The sequence below is a fragment of the Streptomyces sp. NPDC014727 genome (assembly GCF_043083485.1).
Taxonomy (GTDB): Bacteria; Actinomycetota; Actinomycetes; order Streptomycetales; family Streptomycetaceae; genus Streptomyces.
Map to the genome: position 1 here is coordinate 21,626 of NZ_JBIBYR010000016.1, position 18,842 is coordinate 40,467.

The 18,842-nt window shown below is 68.0% G+C and carries 12 protein-coding genes and 3 pseudogenes; 5 read left to right on the top strand and 10 right to left on the bottom strand.

All coding sequences use genetic code 11. The features are described from left to right. Window positions 1-47: 47 nt before the first annotated feature. The 4 genes and pseudogenes from abc-f (at window position 48) to ACF1B9_RS24135 (ending at window position 6,612) form a co-directional block, all read left to right on the top strand. On the top strand, window positions 48-1,667 hold the full coding sequence (gene abc-f, locus ACF1B9_RS24120; RefSeq protein WP_391743600.1) for a ribosomal protection-like ABC-F family protein: 1,620 nt from the start codon (window positions 48-50) through the stop codon (window positions 1,665-1,667). A gap of 73 nt (window positions 1,668-1,740) precedes the next feature. Then, window positions 1,741-1,842 (top strand): annotated as a pseudogene (locus ACF1B9_RS24125) (antibiotic acetyltransferase); the annotation flags it as partial. A gap of 249 nt (window positions 1,843-2,091) precedes the next feature. After that, complete coding sequence (locus ACF1B9_RS24130; RefSeq protein ID WP_391743598.1) at window positions 2,092-3,372, top strand: erythromycin esterase family protein; 1,281 nt, start codon at window positions 2,092-2,094, stop codon at window positions 3,370-3,372. Between the two features lie 915 nt (window positions 3,373-4,287). Further along, complete coding sequence (locus ACF1B9_RS24135) at window positions 4,288-6,612, top strand: heavy metal translocating P-type ATPase (protein WP_391743596.1); 2,325 nt, start codon at window positions 4,288-4,290, stop codon at window positions 6,610-6,612. Window positions 6,613-6,813: 201 nt separating this feature from the next. Here ACF1B9_RS24135 and ACF1B9_RS24140 read toward each other — a convergent pair whose 3' ends face one another. The 6 genes and pseudogenes from ACF1B9_RS24140 to ACF1B9_RS24165 form a co-directional block, all read right to left on the bottom strand. Further along, window positions 6,814-7,935, bottom strand: coding sequence for an amidinotransferase (locus ACF1B9_RS24140; protein ID WP_391743630.1), 1,122 nt, complete (start codon window positions 7,933-7,935; stop codon window positions 6,814-6,816). A gap of 864 nt (window positions 7,936-8,799) precedes the next feature. Continuing rightward, complete coding sequence (locus tag ACF1B9_RS24145; protein ID WP_391743595.1) at window positions 8,800-9,327, bottom strand: GNAT family N-acetyltransferase; 528 nt, start codon at window positions 9,325-9,327, stop codon at window positions 8,800-8,802. Window positions 9,328-9,743: 416 nt separating this feature from the next. Next, window positions 9,744-10,823 (bottom strand): protein phosphatase 2C domain-containing protein, encoded by a 1,080-nt coding sequence (locus ACF1B9_RS24150; RefSeq protein WP_391743594.1) that lies wholly within the window; start codon window positions 10,821-10,823, stop codon window positions 9,744-9,746. Between the two features lie 733 nt (window positions 10,824-11,556). Beyond that, the gene (locus ACF1B9_RS24155; RefSeq protein ID WP_391743593.1) at window positions 11,557-11,997 is read right to left on the bottom strand and encodes a hypothetical protein; all 441 of its coding nucleotides are present in this window, start codon (window positions 11,995-11,997) and stop codon (window positions 11,557-11,559) included. A gap of 694 nt (window positions 11,998-12,691) precedes the next feature. Next, window positions 12,692-13,096, bottom strand: a complete 405-nt coding sequence (locus tag ACF1B9_RS24160) for a nuclear transport factor 2 family protein (RefSeq protein ID WP_391795939.1) — start codon at window positions 13,094-13,096, stop codon at window positions 12,692-12,694. A 268-nt stretch (window positions 13,097-13,364) separates the two neighbouring features. Then, a pseudogene (locus tag ACF1B9_RS24165) lies at window positions 13,365-13,760 on the bottom strand (IS5/IS1182 family transposase); the annotation flags it as partial. Window positions 13,761-13,930: 170 nt separating this feature from the next. Between ACF1B9_RS24165 and ACF1B9_RS24170 the strand changes: the two are divergent. Continuing rightward, a complete protein-coding gene (locus tag ACF1B9_RS24170) occupies window positions 13,931-14,458 on the top strand; it encodes a DUF4303 domain-containing protein (protein WP_391743590.1) in 528 nt (175 codons plus the stop codon). Between the two features lie 507 nt (window positions 14,459-14,965). Here ACF1B9_RS24170 and ACF1B9_RS24175 read toward each other — a convergent pair. The 4 genes and pseudogenes from ACF1B9_RS24175 to ACF1B9_RS24190 form a co-directional block, all read right to left on the bottom strand. Next, complete coding sequence (locus ACF1B9_RS24175) at window positions 14,966-15,979, bottom strand: BtrH N-terminal domain-containing protein (protein WP_391743589.1); 1,014 nt, start codon at window positions 15,977-15,979, stop codon at window positions 14,966-14,968. Beyond that, on the bottom strand, window positions 15,976-16,782 hold the full coding sequence (locus tag ACF1B9_RS24180; protein WP_391743588.1) for a MerR family transcriptional regulator: 807 nt from the start codon (window positions 16,780-16,782) through the stop codon (window positions 15,976-15,978). The genes ACF1B9_RS24175 and ACF1B9_RS24180 overlap by 4 nt, the downstream gene beginning before the upstream one ends. Window positions 16,783-16,965: 183 nt before the next feature. Beyond that, window positions 16,966-17,323 (bottom strand): annotated as a pseudogene (locus tag ACF1B9_RS24185) (IS1380 family transposase); the annotation flags it as partial. Window positions 17,324-17,460: 137 nt separating this feature from the next. Continuing rightward, a complete protein-coding gene (locus ACF1B9_RS24190) occupies window positions 17,461-18,204 on the bottom strand; it encodes an SDR family NAD(P)-dependent oxidoreductase (RefSeq protein WP_391743586.1) in 744 nt (247 codons plus the stop codon). Between the last annotated feature and the right edge of the window lie 638 nt (window positions 18,205-18,842).

An 18,842-nucleotide genomic window follows, 5' to 3' on the forward strand; every position in this document is an offset into this window, starting at 1 on the left:
GCGGCCTTTGACGGCCGCCTTGTTCTCGAATGCTTTGGAGTGCCTGCATGCCTACACAGATCACTGCGCTCGCCGTCAGCAAGTCCTTCGACGGCAGGCTCGTCCTTGACTCGGTGACCTGCTCGCTCGCCGCGGGCGAGCGCACCGGGATCGTCGGCGAGAACGGCTCCGGCAAGACCACCTTGCTGCGCCTGCTCGCCGGGCGTGAACGGCCCGATCAGGGGGAGGTCGTCGTCCAGGCGGCCGGCGGCATCGGCTATCTCGCTCAGGACGAGCGTCTGGCGCCGCAGGCGACCGTCCAGCAGGTCATCGACCGGGCCCTGAGTGATCTACGCGCAGTCGAGCAGCGAATGCGTCGTCTGGAGGCCGCGATGGCCGATGGCGACGAGTCGGGCATGGCCGAATACGGCGAACTGATGACGGTCTTCGAGTTGCGCGGCGGCTACGATGCCGACGCCCGGGTGGAACGTGCCCTGCACGGCCTCGGCCTGGGGCTGGTGGGCCGTGAACGTACCGTGGGCAGTCTGTCCGGCGGAGAACAGGTCCGGCTGCGGCTGGCGGCCGTTCTGGCGGCCGCACCGGAGGTGCTGCTGCTGGACGAGCCGACCAACCATCTCGACGAGGCTGCCCTGAGCTGGCTGGAAAATCAGCTGCGCACCCGACGGGGCAGCACGGTGGCGGTCTCCCACGACCGGGTCTTCCTCGAACGTGTCGCCACCAGCCTGCTGGAGGTGGACGCCGACCGGCGCCGCGTCGTCCGGTACGGCAACGGCTACACCGGCTACCTCGCCGAGAAGGCGGCTGCCCGGCAACGCTGGGTCCAGGCGCACGACCAGTGGCGGGCCGACGTCGACCGGCTTCGCGAGGCCGCCGCGACCACCGCCCGCCAGGTGGCCCACGGCCGTCCGATGAAGGACGGCAACAAGATGGCCTACGACCGGGCGGGAGGCCGAGTGCAGCAGTCGCTGGCCAGCCGGGTGCGCAACGCCGAGGAGCGGCTGCGCCGCCTGCTTGCCGACCCGGTCCCGCCCCCGCCCGAGCCGCTGCGCTTCACCCCCGTACTGCGGGCCCGCCGCCTGCAGGGCGTCGTACTCGACGCCGCCGACATCGCCGTCACCGACCGGCTCGACCGCACCGACCTCACCATCACGGCGGGCGAACGCCTGCTGATCACGGGGCCGAACGGAGCGGGCAAGAGCACCCTGCTCCGTGTCCTGGCCGGGGAAGTCGCCCCCGACAGCGGGAGCGTCAGGCGCCGCGGCAGGGTCGGCTACCTCCCCCAAGAGCCGCGCCCCGGGAAACCGGACGAGACCGTACTGGCCGCCTTCGCCCGTGGGCGGGCGGGGGAGGCCGCCGGGTACACCGACCGGCTGCTGTCCCTCGGCCTGTTCGACCGCTATCAGCTCACGGTGCCGGTCGGCCGGCTGTCCACCGGACAGCGGCAGCGTCTCGCTCTGGCACGACTGCTCAGCGAGCCGTCAGACCTCCTGTTGCTCGACGAACCCACCAACCATCTGTCACCCGCCCTCGTCGAGGAGCTGGAAACCGCTCTGACCGGCTACAACGGCGCCGTCGTCATCGTCAGCCATGATCGCCGGCTGCGTCGGCGCTGGCGGGGCGCCCACCTGGCCGTGCAGCCGACCGCGACGTCCACCGCCAAGGCCTGAGGCCCTCCAGACCCGCAGACATCCCTTCGGAAAGGAAGCACTTCTTGACGCACGTGTTCCCGCCGACCCGACCGTGGTGCATCCGATGCCCGAGCAGCCACGGGTGGCACTGCTCAAGCCGCTGATCACCTCGCCGCTGATCGAGGTCGGTGAGTTCTCCTACACGTCAAGGCCCGCCGCCGATCTGTTGGACGAACCCTGACAGAGGACGACCGCCCTGCGAAACCCGGGCTCCTCCCGAGGAAACGCTGTGCGCGGTGGGGCCGAACGGCTTCACGGCCAGATTGCCGAACTCCGGTGGTCGCCCTACAAGGGGTGGCCCGCTCCCGTACCGGCTGTCCCTTCACATTCCAGCACCGAGAATTGAGTGTTCACATGCCTGCTTCGTCCCAGCACAACGCGTTCGCCGACTGGCTTCGCACCCATGCCGTCCCGCTCACCCACCTCGACCGTGAAGCGCCGCTACGACCTGGAGCCGCTGCGTGACATCATCGGCAATGCCCGCGTCATGGCGATCGGTGAAAGTTCCCACTTCATCGACGAGTTCGCGCTCATGCGCGAGCGCATCCTGCGGTTCCTGGTCGAACGCTGTGGTTTCACCGTCCTGGCCTTCGAATACGGTTTCAGCGAAGGCTTCCCTCTTGACGCATGGGCCCTGGGCGAGGGGACGGACGATGACCTGTCGGCCCACCTCGACGCGACGATCCCCGTAGGAGTCGACAGGCCGCTGCGCTGGATGCGCGGGCACAACCGCACAGCCACACCACCGGTGCGCTTCGCCGGCATCGACATCCCGGCGGCCGGTGGATCCTTGCTTCCCGCCCTGGCCCCGGTGGCCGACTACCTGCGCCGGATCGATCCCGAAACCCTGCCGGCGGCCCAGGAGGCGATACGGATCGCCGAATCGTTCGCCGGTGGCTCCGGGGCGGACGCCGCGCCCGCGTGGGCACGCCTGGCCACCGCCGAACAGGACGCCCTCAGCGCGACCCTGATGCGCCTGCTCATCCGGTTCCGCTCCCTCGAACCGCTGTACGTCTCCCGCGGCGACCAGCAGAGCTACGACATCGCCGTGCGCCGACTCGAAGGCGCCTGCCACTGCGACTACACCTTCCGCGCCATGGCCGGCCTCTTCGCCGGTAATGGGCTGACCGCCGATACGTCGGCCCGGGACGCCTACATGGCCGAGTCGGTCCTGTGGCACCTCGGGCGCTTCGAACCCGGTACCCGCGTCGTGCTGGCGGCTCACAACGCCCATATCCAGAAGACACCGGTCTCCTTCAACGGTCACCTCACGGGACTGCCGATGGGGCAGCACCTGCACCGCGCGCTCGGGGACGAGTACGTCGCCCTCGCCCTGACCAGCACCACCGGACACACGGCGGAGATGCGCCGCGACGAAAACACCCGCTTCGGTTTCACCGTCGACCCCACCCCCCTGGACGCCCCCGAACCGGGAAGTATCGAAGCGGCCTTCGCCGATGCCGACCTCGGACTCAGCATCGCCGGTCTGCACCGGGCACGCCCGGAGGCCGGCAGCGACGCCGACCTGGCCCCGGGCCCTGACCGCATCCGGATCCAGAGCGCCTACCTGCACACCCCTGTCCTCGACGCGTTCGACGCCATCCTCCACACCCCGACCTCCACCGTGGCCGACGACCTCGGCCTCGGCCACGTCACCGACACCGTCGAGGAGAAGACGCAGTGACTTCCCCATCGGCGCCGACACGGGGCCGGGCGCCTGCTCCGCAGTAATCCGGACCGGGGCGCACATGCCGCGCGGGACACAGTCGCGTCGCAGGCCGGCCCAGGAGTCGGCGTATGCGCAGGTGTGTGCCGTCGGCCCAGAGGTAGACGTAGTCGGACCTGGACTGGTCACGCTCGCTGAACGCCTTGTGGTCGGTCTGCCACTGCGCGGTGAGCCGGTGGTCGCCCGGGGGAAGCCGGACGTACTGCCCAGGAGCTGCTCCAGGACGGCCACGAAGTCGACCGAAGACAGGCAGTGGAGCTGGAACAGGGGCATCTCTTCACTGATCTTCGGGGACTGCGGCACCACGACGGGATCGCGGGGGAGAATCGCTTGCGCTCGCCGGTGGCCCCATCGACGCGCTTGCCGTCGGCCCGCGGCGCTTTCACCTCGATCACGCCGACCGCCGTAGTGACCTTCCGGGGCCGGTGGTAGCCATTGCGCACCACCGGCTGTTTCATGGGCATGCTCTTTTCCTCTGACTCCAGCACCACCAGCCCAACGAGAGTCGAAGGCCTTCCCCGACGAGGTCTGGCTGGCGCAGAGCTGCTTCGATGGGCACGCTTGGAGGTGGACCGGCCGGGGCTCCGCGTGCGTTGCTGTTCGGCCGGATGCAAGGTGGTGCGCGCGGACCTCGCGTGAGTTCTCCGAACGCAGCGGCTTCACCCGGCCAAGCTCTGGAGCGTTCCGGTTCCACTGGACAGGCAGTGGGCGATGCCCCTTCTGTCGCCCAACCTGTGGACCGTCCGGTCGGCCCTGGCAGGTGGCCGCCGCCCTTGTTGACGGTGCTGATGCCGGTGTGTCGTGAACAGGTAGGGGGGCGAGAGGCAGGACATGGGGCTGCAGTCCATAAATCCGGAACGGCAGAGGTGAGCCATGGGGCATTCCGCCGGGACAGGACCGGTTCGCCGTCTGGCAGCAGCCCTGTCCGCGGGGCTCGAACCGGCGCTGCTGGCCACTGCGGCAGCGGCCCTCACGGCCGGTGGAGTGGCCTGGGTGGTCGGCGCCGACAGCCTGGCTGACCTGTTCTGGGGCCTGGGCACCGTATCCGCCATCGTCCCAGCGGTGGGGTGGGTTCTGGCTGCGTTGCACCGAGGTCAGGCGGGCGTGGACCTGATCGCCGTCCTGGCCCTCGGCGGCACCCTGGCCGTGCGCGAGTACCTGGCGGGTTCCCTGATCGCCCTGATGCTTGCCACCGGCCGCACGCTCGAGACCGCCGCTCAGCGGCGGGCCTCCCACGACCTGCGGGCCTTGCTGGAGCACGCCCCCCGCACGGCCCGTCGACTCACCGACGCTGGCGTTCACACCGTGAAGCTGGCCGAAGTGGGCGTCGGTGACCTGCTCGTGGTGGGCCCGGGCGAAGTGGTTCCGGTCGACGGCCGCCTGGAGAACGCCGCTGTCCTTGACGAGTCGGCTCTCACTGGTGAACCGCTCCACGTCGAGCGGGCGCCGGACGAGTCAGTGCGCAGCGGGGTGGTCAACGCAGGCGGTGCCTTCGAATTGCGGGCCACCGCTACCGAACAGGACAGTACCTACGCCGAGATCGTGAGGCTGGCACAGCAGGCCGGCGCGGAGTCCGCCCCCGTGGTCCGCCTGGCCGACCGGTATGCGGCCTGGTTCCTTCCTCTGTCCCTCGCGGTGGCCGGACTGGCCTGGCTCCTGAGCGGCTCCGCGGTCCGGGCAGTCGCGGTCCTGGTGGTCGCCACCCCGTGCCCCCTGCTGCTGGCCGCACCGGTCGCGATCGTCTCCGGCCTGTCCCGTGCCTCCCGCCTCGGCGTGGTGATCCGCGACGGCGGCGCGCTGGAGAACCTCGGCCGCGCCCGCACTCTGTTGCTCGACAAGACCGGAACCCTCACGGGTGGACGTCCGCGCGTTCTGGACATCGCTGCCGCACCAGGGTGGAAGCCCGCAGAGATACTGCGTCTGGCTGCCTCGGTCGACCACTACTCGCCGCACGTGCTCGCCCACGCCATCGTCGACGCCGCCCGGGAACGCGGGCTGGGACTGTCGGTGCCTTCGGACGTCACGGAGGAACCGGGCCGAGGCGCCTCGGGCACCGTGGACGGGCACCGGCTGTCGGTCGGCCGTGTCGACACGCAAGATGCTCCCCCGGCCTGGGCCCGGGCCCAGGACAATCGCGCGCTGCTCGACGGGGCGGCCGTCGCCTGGCTGAGCGTCGACGAGAACTTGGTCGGCGCCATCCTCCTGCGTGATCCCATCCGCCCGGATGTGCCCAGAACCCTGCGACACCTACGCACAGCCGGCATCGAGCGGATCATGATGCTCACGGGCGACCGTGCCGAACCGGCGCACGAAGTGGCAAGCGTCCTCGGCCTCGACGGCGTACGGGCCGAACTCGCCCCCGCGGACAAGGTTGCCGCGGTCCGCACCGAACGCGGCCGGGCCATCACCGTCATGGTCGGCGACGGGGTCAATGACGCCCCCGCGCTCGCCGCAGCGGACATCGGGGTCGCCATGGGCGCCCGCGGCTCCACCGCCTCCTCCGAGGCCGCCGACATCGTCTTGACCACTGACCGCATGGACCGTCTTGCCGACGCCGTCGCCATCGCCGGACGCGCCCGGCGTATCGCCGTACAGAGTGCGCTCGGCGGCATGCTGATGTCGTTGGCCGCCATGGTCGCAGCCGCCGCCGGCCTGCTCCCGCCCGCCGCCGGCGCCCTGCTCCAAGAGGGCATCGACGTCGCGGTGATCCTCAACGCCCTACGTGCCTTGCGCGTTGACCGGACAACGCGACCGGCCCTCACCCCGGCCGCTGAAGCGCTCGTTCACCGCTTCGCGGCCGAACACGACGACCTGCAGGATGTCCTCGAAGCCGTACGCGACGCCGCCGACCGTCTCTGCGACAGCCCCGACGACAAGGCCCTGGCGGCCGTCGAAGAGACGCACCGGCTGCTCACCGAACGGCTCCTTCCGCACGAGTACGCCGAAGAACACCAGCTCTACCCGGCACTCGCCCCGACGCTCGGCGGCCCCGAGGCCACCGCCACCATGAGCCGCGCCCACACCGAGATCGAACGCCTGGCCCGACGCATCGCCACCCACCTGCGCCTGGCCCACGCCGGCGGTTGCCTGACACCCGATCAACTCGGCGACTTGCGCTCCTGCCTCTACGGGTTGCACACCGTCCTGCGACTGCACTTCGCCCAGGAAGAAGAGAACTACTTTTCACTGACACCATGACACTCAGGCACGCACGGACACACCGACGGATCGCCGCTGCTCATTGAGCTCATCTCCGCCCCGTCCGGCACCGCGAACCGCCCCGCCGGCCCCGCAAGCTCCGCAGGTGCTGTCGAGGGAGGCCCGACAAGAACCGTGTGGTGGCCCACACCGGCCGAGACGCCGTGTATGGACCTTGAGTGATTACGATCGGCGGACCGATCAATCGAAATATGATTCGAGCGTCCCGCGACGCCGGATATCGAGTGTCGCGCAGTGGAATGAGCCGCCGAACGGCGCATAGTGCAGCAAGTCGCACGGAATCGGCTCGAACCCCCACTTTTCCAGCGCACGCAGCATGTCGGTGTGGTGCCGCTCCGCGATCACTCGTTTCTCGTCGATCATGAGAACGTTCATGTTGAGCCACTTGCCGCACATCGAAGTGATCTTGAGTAGAGGATCGTCGATCGGGTTGGGCTCGGGCGCGATCAAGATGTCCCATGAGCTCAGAATTTCGGGCAGTCGGTCGACATCGATGTATTCAGGATTGACCAGCGCCTTACCGGGCGAGAGCACAAGGAAGGTCGTGTCGATGTGCATCGGCGTGCGACAGCGGCTCTCGATCTCATGGATGCGATAGCCAGGACCGAGATGGCGGCGCAACCAGTCGATGCCCATTTGGTTGGTCACATTGCTCCGCGTAACAAAAAGGTCGCGCCCCGCGCGCACGAAATCAGCCGCGTCGAAGACCGGCTCGAACTCGGTGAGGATGTAGCGCACGGGCTCGCCGACCTCCGGGATGCGGAAATCCTCCTCGAACAGTGCGCCAACGAGCTGCGGCTTCGGCGCCGCCGTCCAGCGCGCACCGCGCCGGAAGTAGTTTTTGAGGAGCGCGCGATATGAGTGGGTCTCGAAATATCGGCACGGCCATGCCATCGGAGTCTCGATGATCTCGTCGCCGATCACGAGCAAGCTGTCACGCGGACAGGTGTTGCAAAAACCACGCGACGACCAATCGGGGGTACCGAAGCGTTGCCTTTGGTCGACCGCGTCCGGGCGTGTCACCGTGACACCGAGGGACTGCAGGAGAGCAATGAACCGATCGAGCTCTTGCTGCGCCGGCTCGATCAGCATGCGCGGATACTTGAAGCCCGAAGCAAACCGCTGCAACCGCGCCGCCCCTGATGGGATGTTGCAGGCCACGACCGGATGACTGGAGGGGATTGTCGCACCGTCGAGACGCCCGACAATGATCTCTTCCAGCGGGTCCCATTCGTTGTGCGAACTGACCGGCGAAACGAGAGGTTCCGCAGTGTCCTCAGTCGTGTTCGATGGCGCCGACATCACGCGCAGCACACAGCCCACATACGGGCATCGTTGTCTGCCGCCGCCGTCAGAACGTTGGCCCTCTCCATTACCACCATGCTCAACCACTTTCGATCGCAGAAATAAGCAACGCATCGAACTCGTCCGATCGTGATCGGATCGAGTGATGGGGAGACCCGCAACGGCGCAATACTCCTCGCCGGATCCAGATCCGCGGTATTCGGCCGCTGAGCAAGATTATCGGCCGGTGCTCGCAGAGGTGCACGCTCAGTGGCACCTGCTCGCACGCGCGGCAGGTCTCCCCACACTCTGTAATGGCCGTGCGGCGCGATGCGCCGCTCACATTCGCACGCGCACGCCTTGGGCGTTTCGTTCGGATCACTCCCGCTGGCCGAATTATCGTTGATGAAGTCCTGGTGGCCAACCGCATCAGTGCTCCGACCGCGGGCCGGCGAGGACGCGACGCCCTGCGGGCGGGCCGTTGTGGGTCCGGGCATGTGGGTCCGGTGCCGGACAGCCGAAGAAGAGGATTTGATGAAAGCCAAAAAAAGGAGTGGCGGCGTCTTTGCGCGAGACAGCCGCAGCCGCGGCCCCTGCGAAACTCGCAGGAGAGCCGCAGCAGGCCACGCCGGCCGCAGGTCCCACGTTCCAGCCTCTGAGCGACGTCCCGGAGCACTGCTCCCCCGTGCCGAGTGCCTCACCGGCGCCGTCGCCCCTGTGACTCTGCCCGACAGCCGGCCATGAGCGCGCCGCCCGGAGTACTGGTCAGCGCGCAACGAACGATTTGCAGCCGACCACCGACGCCGCGAGCGGCACGGTCCATGGGGCCTCCCCATGCGCCATGGTCGTCCTCAGCGGGCTCGCAGTCCGGGCCGAGGTTGCTCAGCCCTGGCGGCCGACCCGCAGGGTCTTCTCAAAGAGCGTGAACGACTTGGGTGCAGCGCCTGGCTGCGGTTTACCCGCCTTGTGGCCGACGAGCCGGTAGCCGTCGTCCAAGTAGTACGTGTTCAGGCGCACGTTGCCGGCCAGGCAGTCCAGGCGTATGTACTCCCGCCCCGCAACGGCCACGCGGTGCTCCGCAGCTCGCAGCAGCAACCGCCCCGTTCCCGGCCCGGCAGTGCTGCGGTCCACCATCAGCCGGTGCACATAGCCGGCCACTTGCGGCTGCGGTCCCCAGGCCTCCTCGTCCGCCCACCACAGTTCCCAGGCCCCGGCCGCACGCCCCTCGGCCTCGGCGAGCCAGACCTCGCCCGTCGCCATGATCCGGCGGAAGTGGTCCTCGTCCAGCTCACCGGGCTGCCACTGGCCGGTATTGCCCTGGGCGATCATCCAGCGGGCAGCATCGTCGCGCAGGCGAACGAGAGTGGCGAGGTCGGCTTCGTCGGCGAGGCGGAAGTGCAGATCGTTCACGGCGCGATCCTCGCACGTGCGCTCGACACAGCGCCCACCGACCGAACGGGGACGCCGACCGCCCGCTCCCTCCCTCCCTCCCTCCCTCCCTCCCTCCCTCCAGCCACAGTCGGGTAATCGTTTACCGGCTGTGACTGTCCTGCCCCAGACATCTGTGGGCAGGGTGGGGCGATGACCTGTGCCTACGGTTGAGCGGGACGAGTTGGCGGTTGATGTCCCGCTCAACCGTGGGCAGCCTGATGGTTCACCCGCGCAGCCGGGCGGGCAGGCGCCGTGGAGCCTGTCGCAACGTACTGGCTCCCATGGCTCGGGGAACCGGCTCGGGTCGCCTGACTTGTTGGACGAGCCGGTACTTGTCGGCCTCGCGGATGAGTTCCTGAGAGCGGATCTGGTGCATGTCGCTCGCTCTTACTGCCTTACTGCTGAAGCTCCATGACGTCGGCGACCACGCAGCTGACGTTGTCGGGGCCGCCGGAGCCGTTGGCGAGGGCGATGAGTTCGCGGACCGCCTGCTCGGGCTCGCCGATCTCCGAGAGCACCCGGCGGGTCTCCCCGGTCGACACGACGGTGGACAGACCGTCGGAGCAGAGCAGGTATCGGTCTCCCTGCTGTGCGTCATGGAGGCGCATGTCGGCAATGGCGTCGGCTCCTTGGCTCAGAGCTCGTATCAGCAGCGACCGCTGGGGGTGGGAGGCGGCTTCTTCCGGGCTGAGGCGCCCTTCGTCGACCATCGACTGCACCATGGTGTGGTCGTGGGTGATCTGGAACAGCTCTCCGTCGCGCAGGAGGTAGACGCGGGAATCGCCGATGTGGGCGAGGGCCAATTGCGATCCGGTCCAGAACATCGCGGTGAGTGTCGTGCCGGCCTCCTCGGGGGAAGAACCGCCCCCGGCGAGGCCGAGGACGGCCTGCTTGGCCTGTTCGATCGCGTCTTCAAGGACGTTGAGGAGATTGCCGACCGGGATACTGCCGGTTTCGAGGTGCTTGAGTGCGTCGACGGCGGCCGCACTCGCGGGGGCTCCCTGGCTGCCGTAGCCGTCGGCGACAGCGAGCAAGCGGGGCCCGGCGTAGGCGGTGTCCTGGTTGCTCTTGCGGACAAGGCCCGTGTCGGACAGGGCGGCGTAACGGATTTCGAGGGGCGTGGCGGTCGGGAACATGGCAGGGTCCTTCCGGGACAGGTGGTCGATGAGGAAGGTGGCAAGATCCCGCCGTGCGGCAGTGTCGGCTTCTACCTGGGCCCAGAACGCGCGGATCTCCTGGGACGCCGGGCCTGCCTCCAGCGTGCAGACCTGCTGGATCCGGGCGAGAGGCAACCCCAGGCGTCGGAGCCAGGCGACCAGTCGGGCCTGGTCCAGTTGCTCCTGTGCGTAGAGGCGGTAGCCGGTCACCGGGTCGACGCGAGCGGGGGTCAACAGGCCGAGCTCGTCGTAAAGACGCAGCGCCTTCGGCGACAGCCGGGACGCCTTCGCGAACGTCCCGATGGTCAGCAGCCCCATGCTCGTTCCTCCTCATGCCGGGCACGTCGCCCGGCCTCACTGATGCTGTGGGCTCCCCCAAGGTGAAGGTCAAGCAAGGGCTCTGCTCGATCCCGTCCGATGGTCTCCCACTCGTTCGGGAGCGCGTGATCAGCCGAGGACACCGGTCCGTCGTTGGGCCTCGATGCCGCGCTGGGCGGTGGGTACGGGTGTGCCTCTCGGAGCGTTCAGGAGGGAATCGGGCGCCCACGCGCCGCGCTGTCCCGAGGGACGCACGCCCATCACGAGGTCGACTTCCCAGCGGCCCGGGACGGCGCGAACCTCGACCTCGGCGGAGCAGCGGGTCCGCCGCTCAACCGCCTCCGTGATGGCAAGTGCCGGCTGACGCCCGCATGCGCTATGATTGATCTTGGAAGTCCGCCGCAACTCACGGCGACTGACGCTGCGTTGGTGGTCCAAGGAAAGACACCTCGCTTCCTGCGGGGAAATGCAGGTGCAAGGCCTGCCCAGCGCTCGCTCACTAAGCCCTTCCCTCGGCGAGGGAAGGGCTTAGTCACGCTCGCCACACACCCTGGAAGACTTCCGCGCGGCCTTCACCCACAAAGACCCCACAACAGCCACCTCGAGCGCGCGGCACCGTGCGCGCACGAATCGGACGAGGTTGCCCTGACTGTCAGGCGGTCATCCCCTGCGCGTGCGGGCCGGACACGGCGAAGGGAATCTCCGCCGAACTCTGCCGTGGTGGGAGCGGTTCTCAGCGGACCGTCACGTTGAAGACCGGCGAGGCCGTGGCGCCGCTGACGATGCGCAGGTCGTTCTTGCCCTTCAGTCCGAGCTTGACGCCGAGCGAGTAGGAGCCGTCCCGCGAGATGCTCGTGGACGCGGGCAGGCTGACCCACTTGCCGTGCTGCTTCTGCTGAAGGGTCACCTTGCTGCCCGCCTTGAGGCCGGTGGTCCGGCCCGTGACCCGGAACAGCTGCCAGGCGCGGACGGAGGACACCGACGGCTTGGCCGTGATGCCGGCCCCGGCGGGCACGGCCTTCTGGGCGACGGCGGCCGGGGTTGCGGTGTATGCGGCCGGGGTTGCGGTGTATGCGGCCGGGGTTGCTGCCATCGCGGTACCCGCGAGGGCGAGGGAGGCCGCGCCGAGGACACCGACGACAGCTGTGCGCAGGGAGCGCCGCTTCGAGACCATCACAGTTCTGCCCCTTTCTATGATGAGAACAGCCTTTCGCGCCATAGGGCACCTACGTGCCGATTGGCGTAGTCACTAGAAACGACGGCACAGCGGGGGCAGACGTTCATCGGGTCTGTGTCGCTGTCTTGTAACAGCCGAGCGGGGCCGAGGGCGATGACGCCAGGAGCAGGTTGGCGGTGCCGCGAAGCCACGTTGTCGAGTGGAGCACGACTACCGCGGGATGAAGCAGTCCCTGGGCCTGACCCACTTCGAGGGCCACGCCTGGAACGGTCGGCACCACCACGCCACCCTCGTCTCCTTCGCGCACACTTTCCGCGACCGTTGCTGCCGTACGTCTCTGGCTCCGCCCCTGACTCACCGGACAGTCCCTGGACCTCGGAGGCAGGAGGCGAGGGAATGGCCGGTACGCCACCTCTGTACGAGAACGGAGAACGCGACGGCCCCCGATATTCCGGACAGGTCGTCAAAGTCGCGTTCAGGCGACGACTTGGGGCATTCCAGGCCAACGACGGCCGGTCGGAGGGCTGTTACGCAGCCGGGCCCGCCATCAACCGGGTGTGGAACTGTGCCGGCAGGGCACCCCTGCCTCCCGGGCCGGCACCGGCGCTCCGGTCGGCCGTGTGGCGAGGCAGCGGCAGCATGGCCTTGGGAACCTCCGGCGCCACGGTACGGGACAGCCTGTGGCCCTGGGTCAGGCCCTGGCGATCTTTCTGCCCGGCATGGGCTCCGCGAGTGCTGCCCGCCATTCAGGCGCACCGAAAGCGTCCGCGAAGTACTGCGTCTCGTGCACCACATGCCCGTGGGTGAATTCCATGATGCTCACTGAGTAGGTGGGCACCCGGTCGTACGTGATGACACACTCGCTCACCCACAGATCCCCGCTGCCAACGATCCGGTGGACGGTGAAGTGCCGACTGGCAGGGTGCCTGCCACGTTGCGCCGAAATCGCCGCGCGGCCCCGGAATCTTTCACCTGACTGGGGGTAGTCGAGGATCGCGTCCGCAGCGTAGATGGCGTGCTCGGCTTCGGTATCCCCCCGTTCCGATGCCCGCCAGTGTTCCTCAAGTGCGGCCCTGGTCCGCATATCAGGATTCATCGCATTGTCCCTTCTGCAGACGACCGGAGCGATCCGGGATCTGGGAACGCTCCGAGGCTTCCTCTCCGGAGGCCGGGCCGTTGAACGTAATGGGCAACGGTGAAAGCGTAGACCCCCAACCCAGCGACTCGGCTCTTTACACGACCGTTGCGCCGTGCGTCGCCACCGACGACACGAGGGCTTTTATCGACTTCGCCACCCAGGTGTTCGGAGGTCAACACACCGGGCGCAGCAGTACACCGGTCAGAACCACCGGCTGCCCCTGCTTGTGCTTCCCGGACCACCAAAGGTCCGCGCCGTTGGGTCCCGGGTACGCAGACTGGTCGGTGCGCACCACCGTGCCGTCCAGGTTCAGATGTCGGTGACCTGCCGCTTTAGCAGCGTTGATCGCCTCGGCCAGTTCTGGGGCGAGCGCGGCCAGCACGTCGATGCCCTCGTGCAGGTACCGGTAGGCCGTCGACCCGCCAATCCGATTGTCCGCCGCAAGCTGCGCCAGCCGGGTGCCGTCCAGATACCAGCGGATCACCAGCACCGCCTGCCGGTAGCAGCCCAGCGCCCGCCGGCCCCGGCGGGTGCCCAACTCGCGGCGGTGCAGCCACAGCAGCCGCGCCAGGAAAAACACCGCACCCTCCCGAACATCGAGCACAGCGGAGTATGGCACCATAGAGTCCACCTGAAGCCTCGCGGCATAAAGTTGATCTGCGGAAAGACCCACTCGTACCAGGGGCTTCACACCGCTCTACAGCAGGGCTCGAAGATCGGTCGAGGGTCCGGCAATACCTTGATCGTTACGCAGCATGAGCAGCGCATTACCAGGAAGGCTCACTGGGTCTCGTGGACTTCAACGTCCTTCAACGCGAGGTTCGGCAAGCCACCCGCGAAGCATTCGTCAAGCTTACCGAGCAGTACCCCAACCAAGTATGCGGCTACGCCCTCTACTCCGACGCGGACGCTATAACCATCTGTTGCGCCGCGAACACACGAGATCACCTGGCTCGCATGCAGGCGAACGACCCCTCTGACGCTGACCTGTACGCCTGGAGCCCACCCGAGTGGTCATTCGAAGGCATCGAGAAACAACGGTTCGACGAGTTCTGCACGCAGCTACGCGCATATGAGTGGGCCCGCCTGGACCGAGACGACTTCGACCCCGAAGCCTTCAGGGCGCAGGTGTACGAGACGTGTGTGGCAGCTCTGGATTCACTCGCCCACGACGGCCTCTTCGGCGGCCCGGACCGCGAAAGCGTCGTCGTCTTCATCGTCAGCGACGACGAGCAGCCGAAACGTGACAGACGTTGGATCCACCGGCTCAACCCACCGTACCTCGCACGCCGATACGACAGCCTCTCTACACGGCGCTGACGGTCGGCATCGTTTCCGCCCCAGCGGTTGTCTTGTGAAGCTACGGCATCGTCGGCCCTGAACTGCGACGATCCGCAACAGCACCCAACCCGGCAAGCGGAAGACACCTAGAGGGAAGCTCTGGGAGCAGACGGAAGAGGGCGACGCCCTCACCAGCCCCCAGCCCTTCAAGGCCTGTGACGGTTAGCGTTGACCCCCTGGCGGATCGGCGCGATCCGAAGCCGCGTTGGTCCTGCTCCGCCTCGAACACGACCGTCCTGCCCTCTCGTCGCACAGCGTGCCAGCCGGATACCGGGAGAGGCTCAGTGGCCAAGGAGGTTTTCCAACCTGCGTCGGCAGTCGGCTTGTTGGCCCGGCACAGGGGTGAAGCACCTGGAATATGGGTCCTTGACCAAGCAATCCATCTCTCCCAGAGGCTTCGCATGTTTGTCCGGATCACGGACCTCGTCCAGACCGCCGCCTGCGTGTATCTGGCCAGCACGGACCGAAGATGGAGAACGCTCACTGTCAGGGCTGGATCGCGCTTGGGGTATCACTCCCCAGGCGGCTCAGTGCCTGCATGGCCTCGCGCTCCACTCGTGAAAGATCGCAGATGATGCTGCCTGCCTGTACGAGGCATTGCACATCGCCTGATTCACCGGCTTTTCTGATCAGTGCTGCGGCTTCCGTCCACAGGGTGGCTGCCTCCGTGTACAGCGCATGGCCGGTGCGCAGGTGGCTGCTGTCGAGCAGTTGGGTGCATTCGGCCAGGAAGTCTCGGTAGAGGTTACGGAACAGGGCGCCGCCGGTACCGGCCTTCTCCATCAAGCGGGCAGCCTGCGGCAGGTCCCGCTCCGGGTCGTCGGTGCGCTGGAGCCATGTGCGTACCAGCTTGCCGGCCTTCTCGATGCCTCGGTGGCCGAGGTTGGCGATGGGCGGGTCGAGGAAGGCGTCGGCGCAGGCGGTGACCGCGGGAATGATCTGGCCCTGTGGGGAGGGCAGGTTGCTCGGAGCGGTGAGGGTGAAGGACCGGTGTCTGGCGGTCATCGGGCCGCGCGCGGCCCTGGCCTGGGCGAGGCTGGTCAGGCTGGTGGACACCGCTCCGCCTTGCTGGTCGGTGTCCACCAGGTAGGCATCGTGTTCGTCGTAGCCGTACATGGCGACGACATGGCCGCCGAAGTGCACCTTCGACGCGAAGTAGTCCAGGTAGTAGCTGTCGAGCTGCAGCCCGACGGGGCGACCTGCGTCGATGGGGGCCGCCACGTTCTCCCACGCCCTGCGGGGCGAGGTGGTCTCCTGGACCAGGAGCTCCACCTTGAGTCTGGTGGCCAGGTTTCTGGTGAGGTCGAACGGCTTGACCCGTCCCCCCAGGAAGGGGAAGCCCATGTTCTTGCTGTCCCAGTAGATGAAGGACAGGCCGGAGCCGAGGCCGAAGAGCATGGGCTCGGACAGATCGAGTCCTTGGTGCCGCAGCAGCACCCCCAGAGCCGTCGTCTCGCAGTGCTGCCTACCGCGGGCGTCGATGTCCAAAACCGTCGTCATGCCATGCCTTCCTGGACGGGGATGATCAGCCGGGTCATCAGTTCTTCTTGCGGTGCCTCTGCCGGTCCGACGAGATAGGCCTCACGTACGGGTGCCTGCGGGCGCAGTCCGCGCTCGTGAACGGCGGCGAAGAGAGCGTTGTAGGCCAGGGGAAGCTGGGCGTAGGAGCCGATGTGCAGAGTCTCGGCGACAAGTCCGCCGGGCAGCGCCTCGAATTGCAGGCCGGGTGTCCCTTGTCCCTGTGGCGTCTGCGCCCCGACGGCGATCTCCATACGTTCATCCAGGTCCAGCGGGTACAGGCCCCACAGCGGCGGCTTCCATGCGATTGCCGCCTTGCCGAGCACGGGCAGCAGCCGGCCTACGCATTCCTCGACCCTCTCCCCGATCTCCGTAGGGGTGCAGACTGCTCGCACCACTGCCAGCCGTCGCTCCGGCTCGCTGTTCATCGTCACCTCATAGCCGGGCAGGCCACCCTCCGCCAGCCGGTCAAGCATCTGAAGCCGTGCCTGGTCCCTGCTGATCCGCTCGGCCACCCGGTCCCGCTCAGTGCGCAGGATCTGCGCCCGGTGCGCAGGCTCGGCAGCCAGTGCCTGGGCGATCACAGCCAGAGGGAGATCCATCTCGCGGAGCAGGGCGATGGTCAGGGCATCACGTGCTTGCTCGGGTGCGTAATAGCGGTAGCCGGAGCCGGCATCCACGCGAGCCGGAGCCAATAGCCCCATCTCGTCGTAGTGCCGTAGCTGCTTGACGCTGAGTCGGCACAGGCGGGCGAAGCGCCCGATGGTGAAGAGTTCGTCTTGCACGCCATCATGGTGGACCCTCCCACAGTGGGAGAGTCCAGCCGCACTCCCGCTCTTGCGGCTCCTATCGGGGTTGCACACTGGTGAACTCGTTCGTTCGACCGTTGCCGACGCATCAGGAATTGAGGTCTGTTTCTGGTCCGGCTCGCCATCCCTCACGCACCACGCACTGGCTCACGCGGCCCCGGCGTCGGCACCCGGGCCGCGCAGACGGGCGAGTGCAGCCGAGTCGATGCCGGCCGGCAGGCGCCAGGCAGTCGGGATGGAGGCGACGGGGCCGAACCCCTCCACCTGATCGCGCAGCAGGGCCAGGTCCGATATCGCCGCCGCCGTCGGCGAGCATGACCGGGAGATCGACCGCGATCCGGCTGGGATCGTGCCCGGTGCCACACGGCCGCAGCCGACGCGGAGCGCCCGTGAAGGCGCTGGTCGGACCAGTGACATCGGCGAGATCAGCCAGCAGGCGGGATCCGGCGTGGCGGACCATCCCCGTCACCTCAGCCGACACGACGAGCTTGGGACGCGCCGGGTAGCGCGCACGCAGAAAGTGTCTTCCTGCTGTGATGACAGAGACCTTCGAAAGGCCTCATCACCCCAGCTCAGAAGACACTTTCCTCGCCCCCGGTCAAGACTCGGGCACCGCCGTAGGCGAAACGCGCAGGCCAGTGTGCGAGGCAGGGTTCAGATGGCGGTGCGGCCGCCATCGACGGCGACGGTCGCACCGGTGACGTAGCTGGCCTTCGACGAGGCGAGGAAGGCGACGACCTCGGCTACCTCGGCAGGCTCGGCCGCGCGCTTCATCGCTGTGGTTTCGGCGATCGCGTCGAACAGCTCGCGGGCCGCGCCCCGGGTGTAGACCGGGCCGGGGGCAACGGTGTTGAAGCGGACGCCACGGCCGCTGTACTCAGCCGTCCAGCTCTGCGTCAGTGATGCCAGCGCGGCCTTGGTCGCGCCGTACGCGGCACCATTGGCCAAGCCGAGGCTGCCGGCCATGCTGCCAATGTTGATCACGCTGCCCGATCCCTTCGCCGCCATCGCCGGGGCGAAGGCGGCCACGAGGAAGAACGGCGCGCGGACGTTGCCGGCGAACATCGCGTCATAGTCAGAGACCTTCATGTCCTCGGTCGGTGCCCAGACGGCTTGTCCGGCGTTGTTGACCAGGACGTCGATCTCGCCGACCTCCGCGGCGAGCCGATCGATGCCGACCGGGTCCTCCAGGTCCGCCGCAACGAATCGGGCGTGGCCGCCGACCGTGGTGATCTCGTCGACGGTCTCGGCGCCGCGCTGGGCATTGCGGCCGGTCACGACGACAGACATTCCGTCGGCGGCCAGCCGCTTGGCAACCGCCCGGCCGATGCCGGACGTGGCCCCGGTGACCAGGGCGGTGACGGGGTGCGGGTCGAGGTTTACGCGCTCCGCAGACATTGGGATGCACCTTTCGGCCGGCCGGGGCAGCGCCCGCCCGACAGGCGGGTGAACCACGATGCGCGGCCCCTGGTTCCTGGCCTCCACTGTCCCCGCCACCGCAGGCTCCAGCACCTTCGGCTACTCCGTCCCGGGGTGCCGCACGTCGTCTTCACGGTCTTCTCGACCTCGTACCGTGTAACCCCGTTAGCGGCTGCGCGTTCGGTGATGGCCGCCTGGATGCAGACCGCCTCTCGCCATGCCCGCCGCTGTGCCACCTGAGCGGCAGGCCTTCCCGGCCCGCCCCACCTGCTGAGAGGAAACCGTCCGGAGTCCGGAACGTCCAGCCCGCGACGGAAGAGCAGGCAGCAGCAGCTCCGTTACCTCCTTACGAATCCCAAGCGGCACAGTCCACCGCGGCCGCAAGGGGCCACAGCGCGCGTCGCGCCTCCCGGCGAGCGGCGCACCGCCGAACTCATCCGCGAACTCGCCGACGAGCCGACGGCTGGCAAGGCCCGCCTCAAGGCACTGAAGACGAGATCGAACAGCCGGTCACCGCCCACCCAGACGGGGTCCTCATCCGCCGCCTGGCGGGAGGTGGGGCTGGTCTCCCGGGCGACGGCGGCTCAGCCTCAACCGTCCCCTCGGGTGGGACGTCC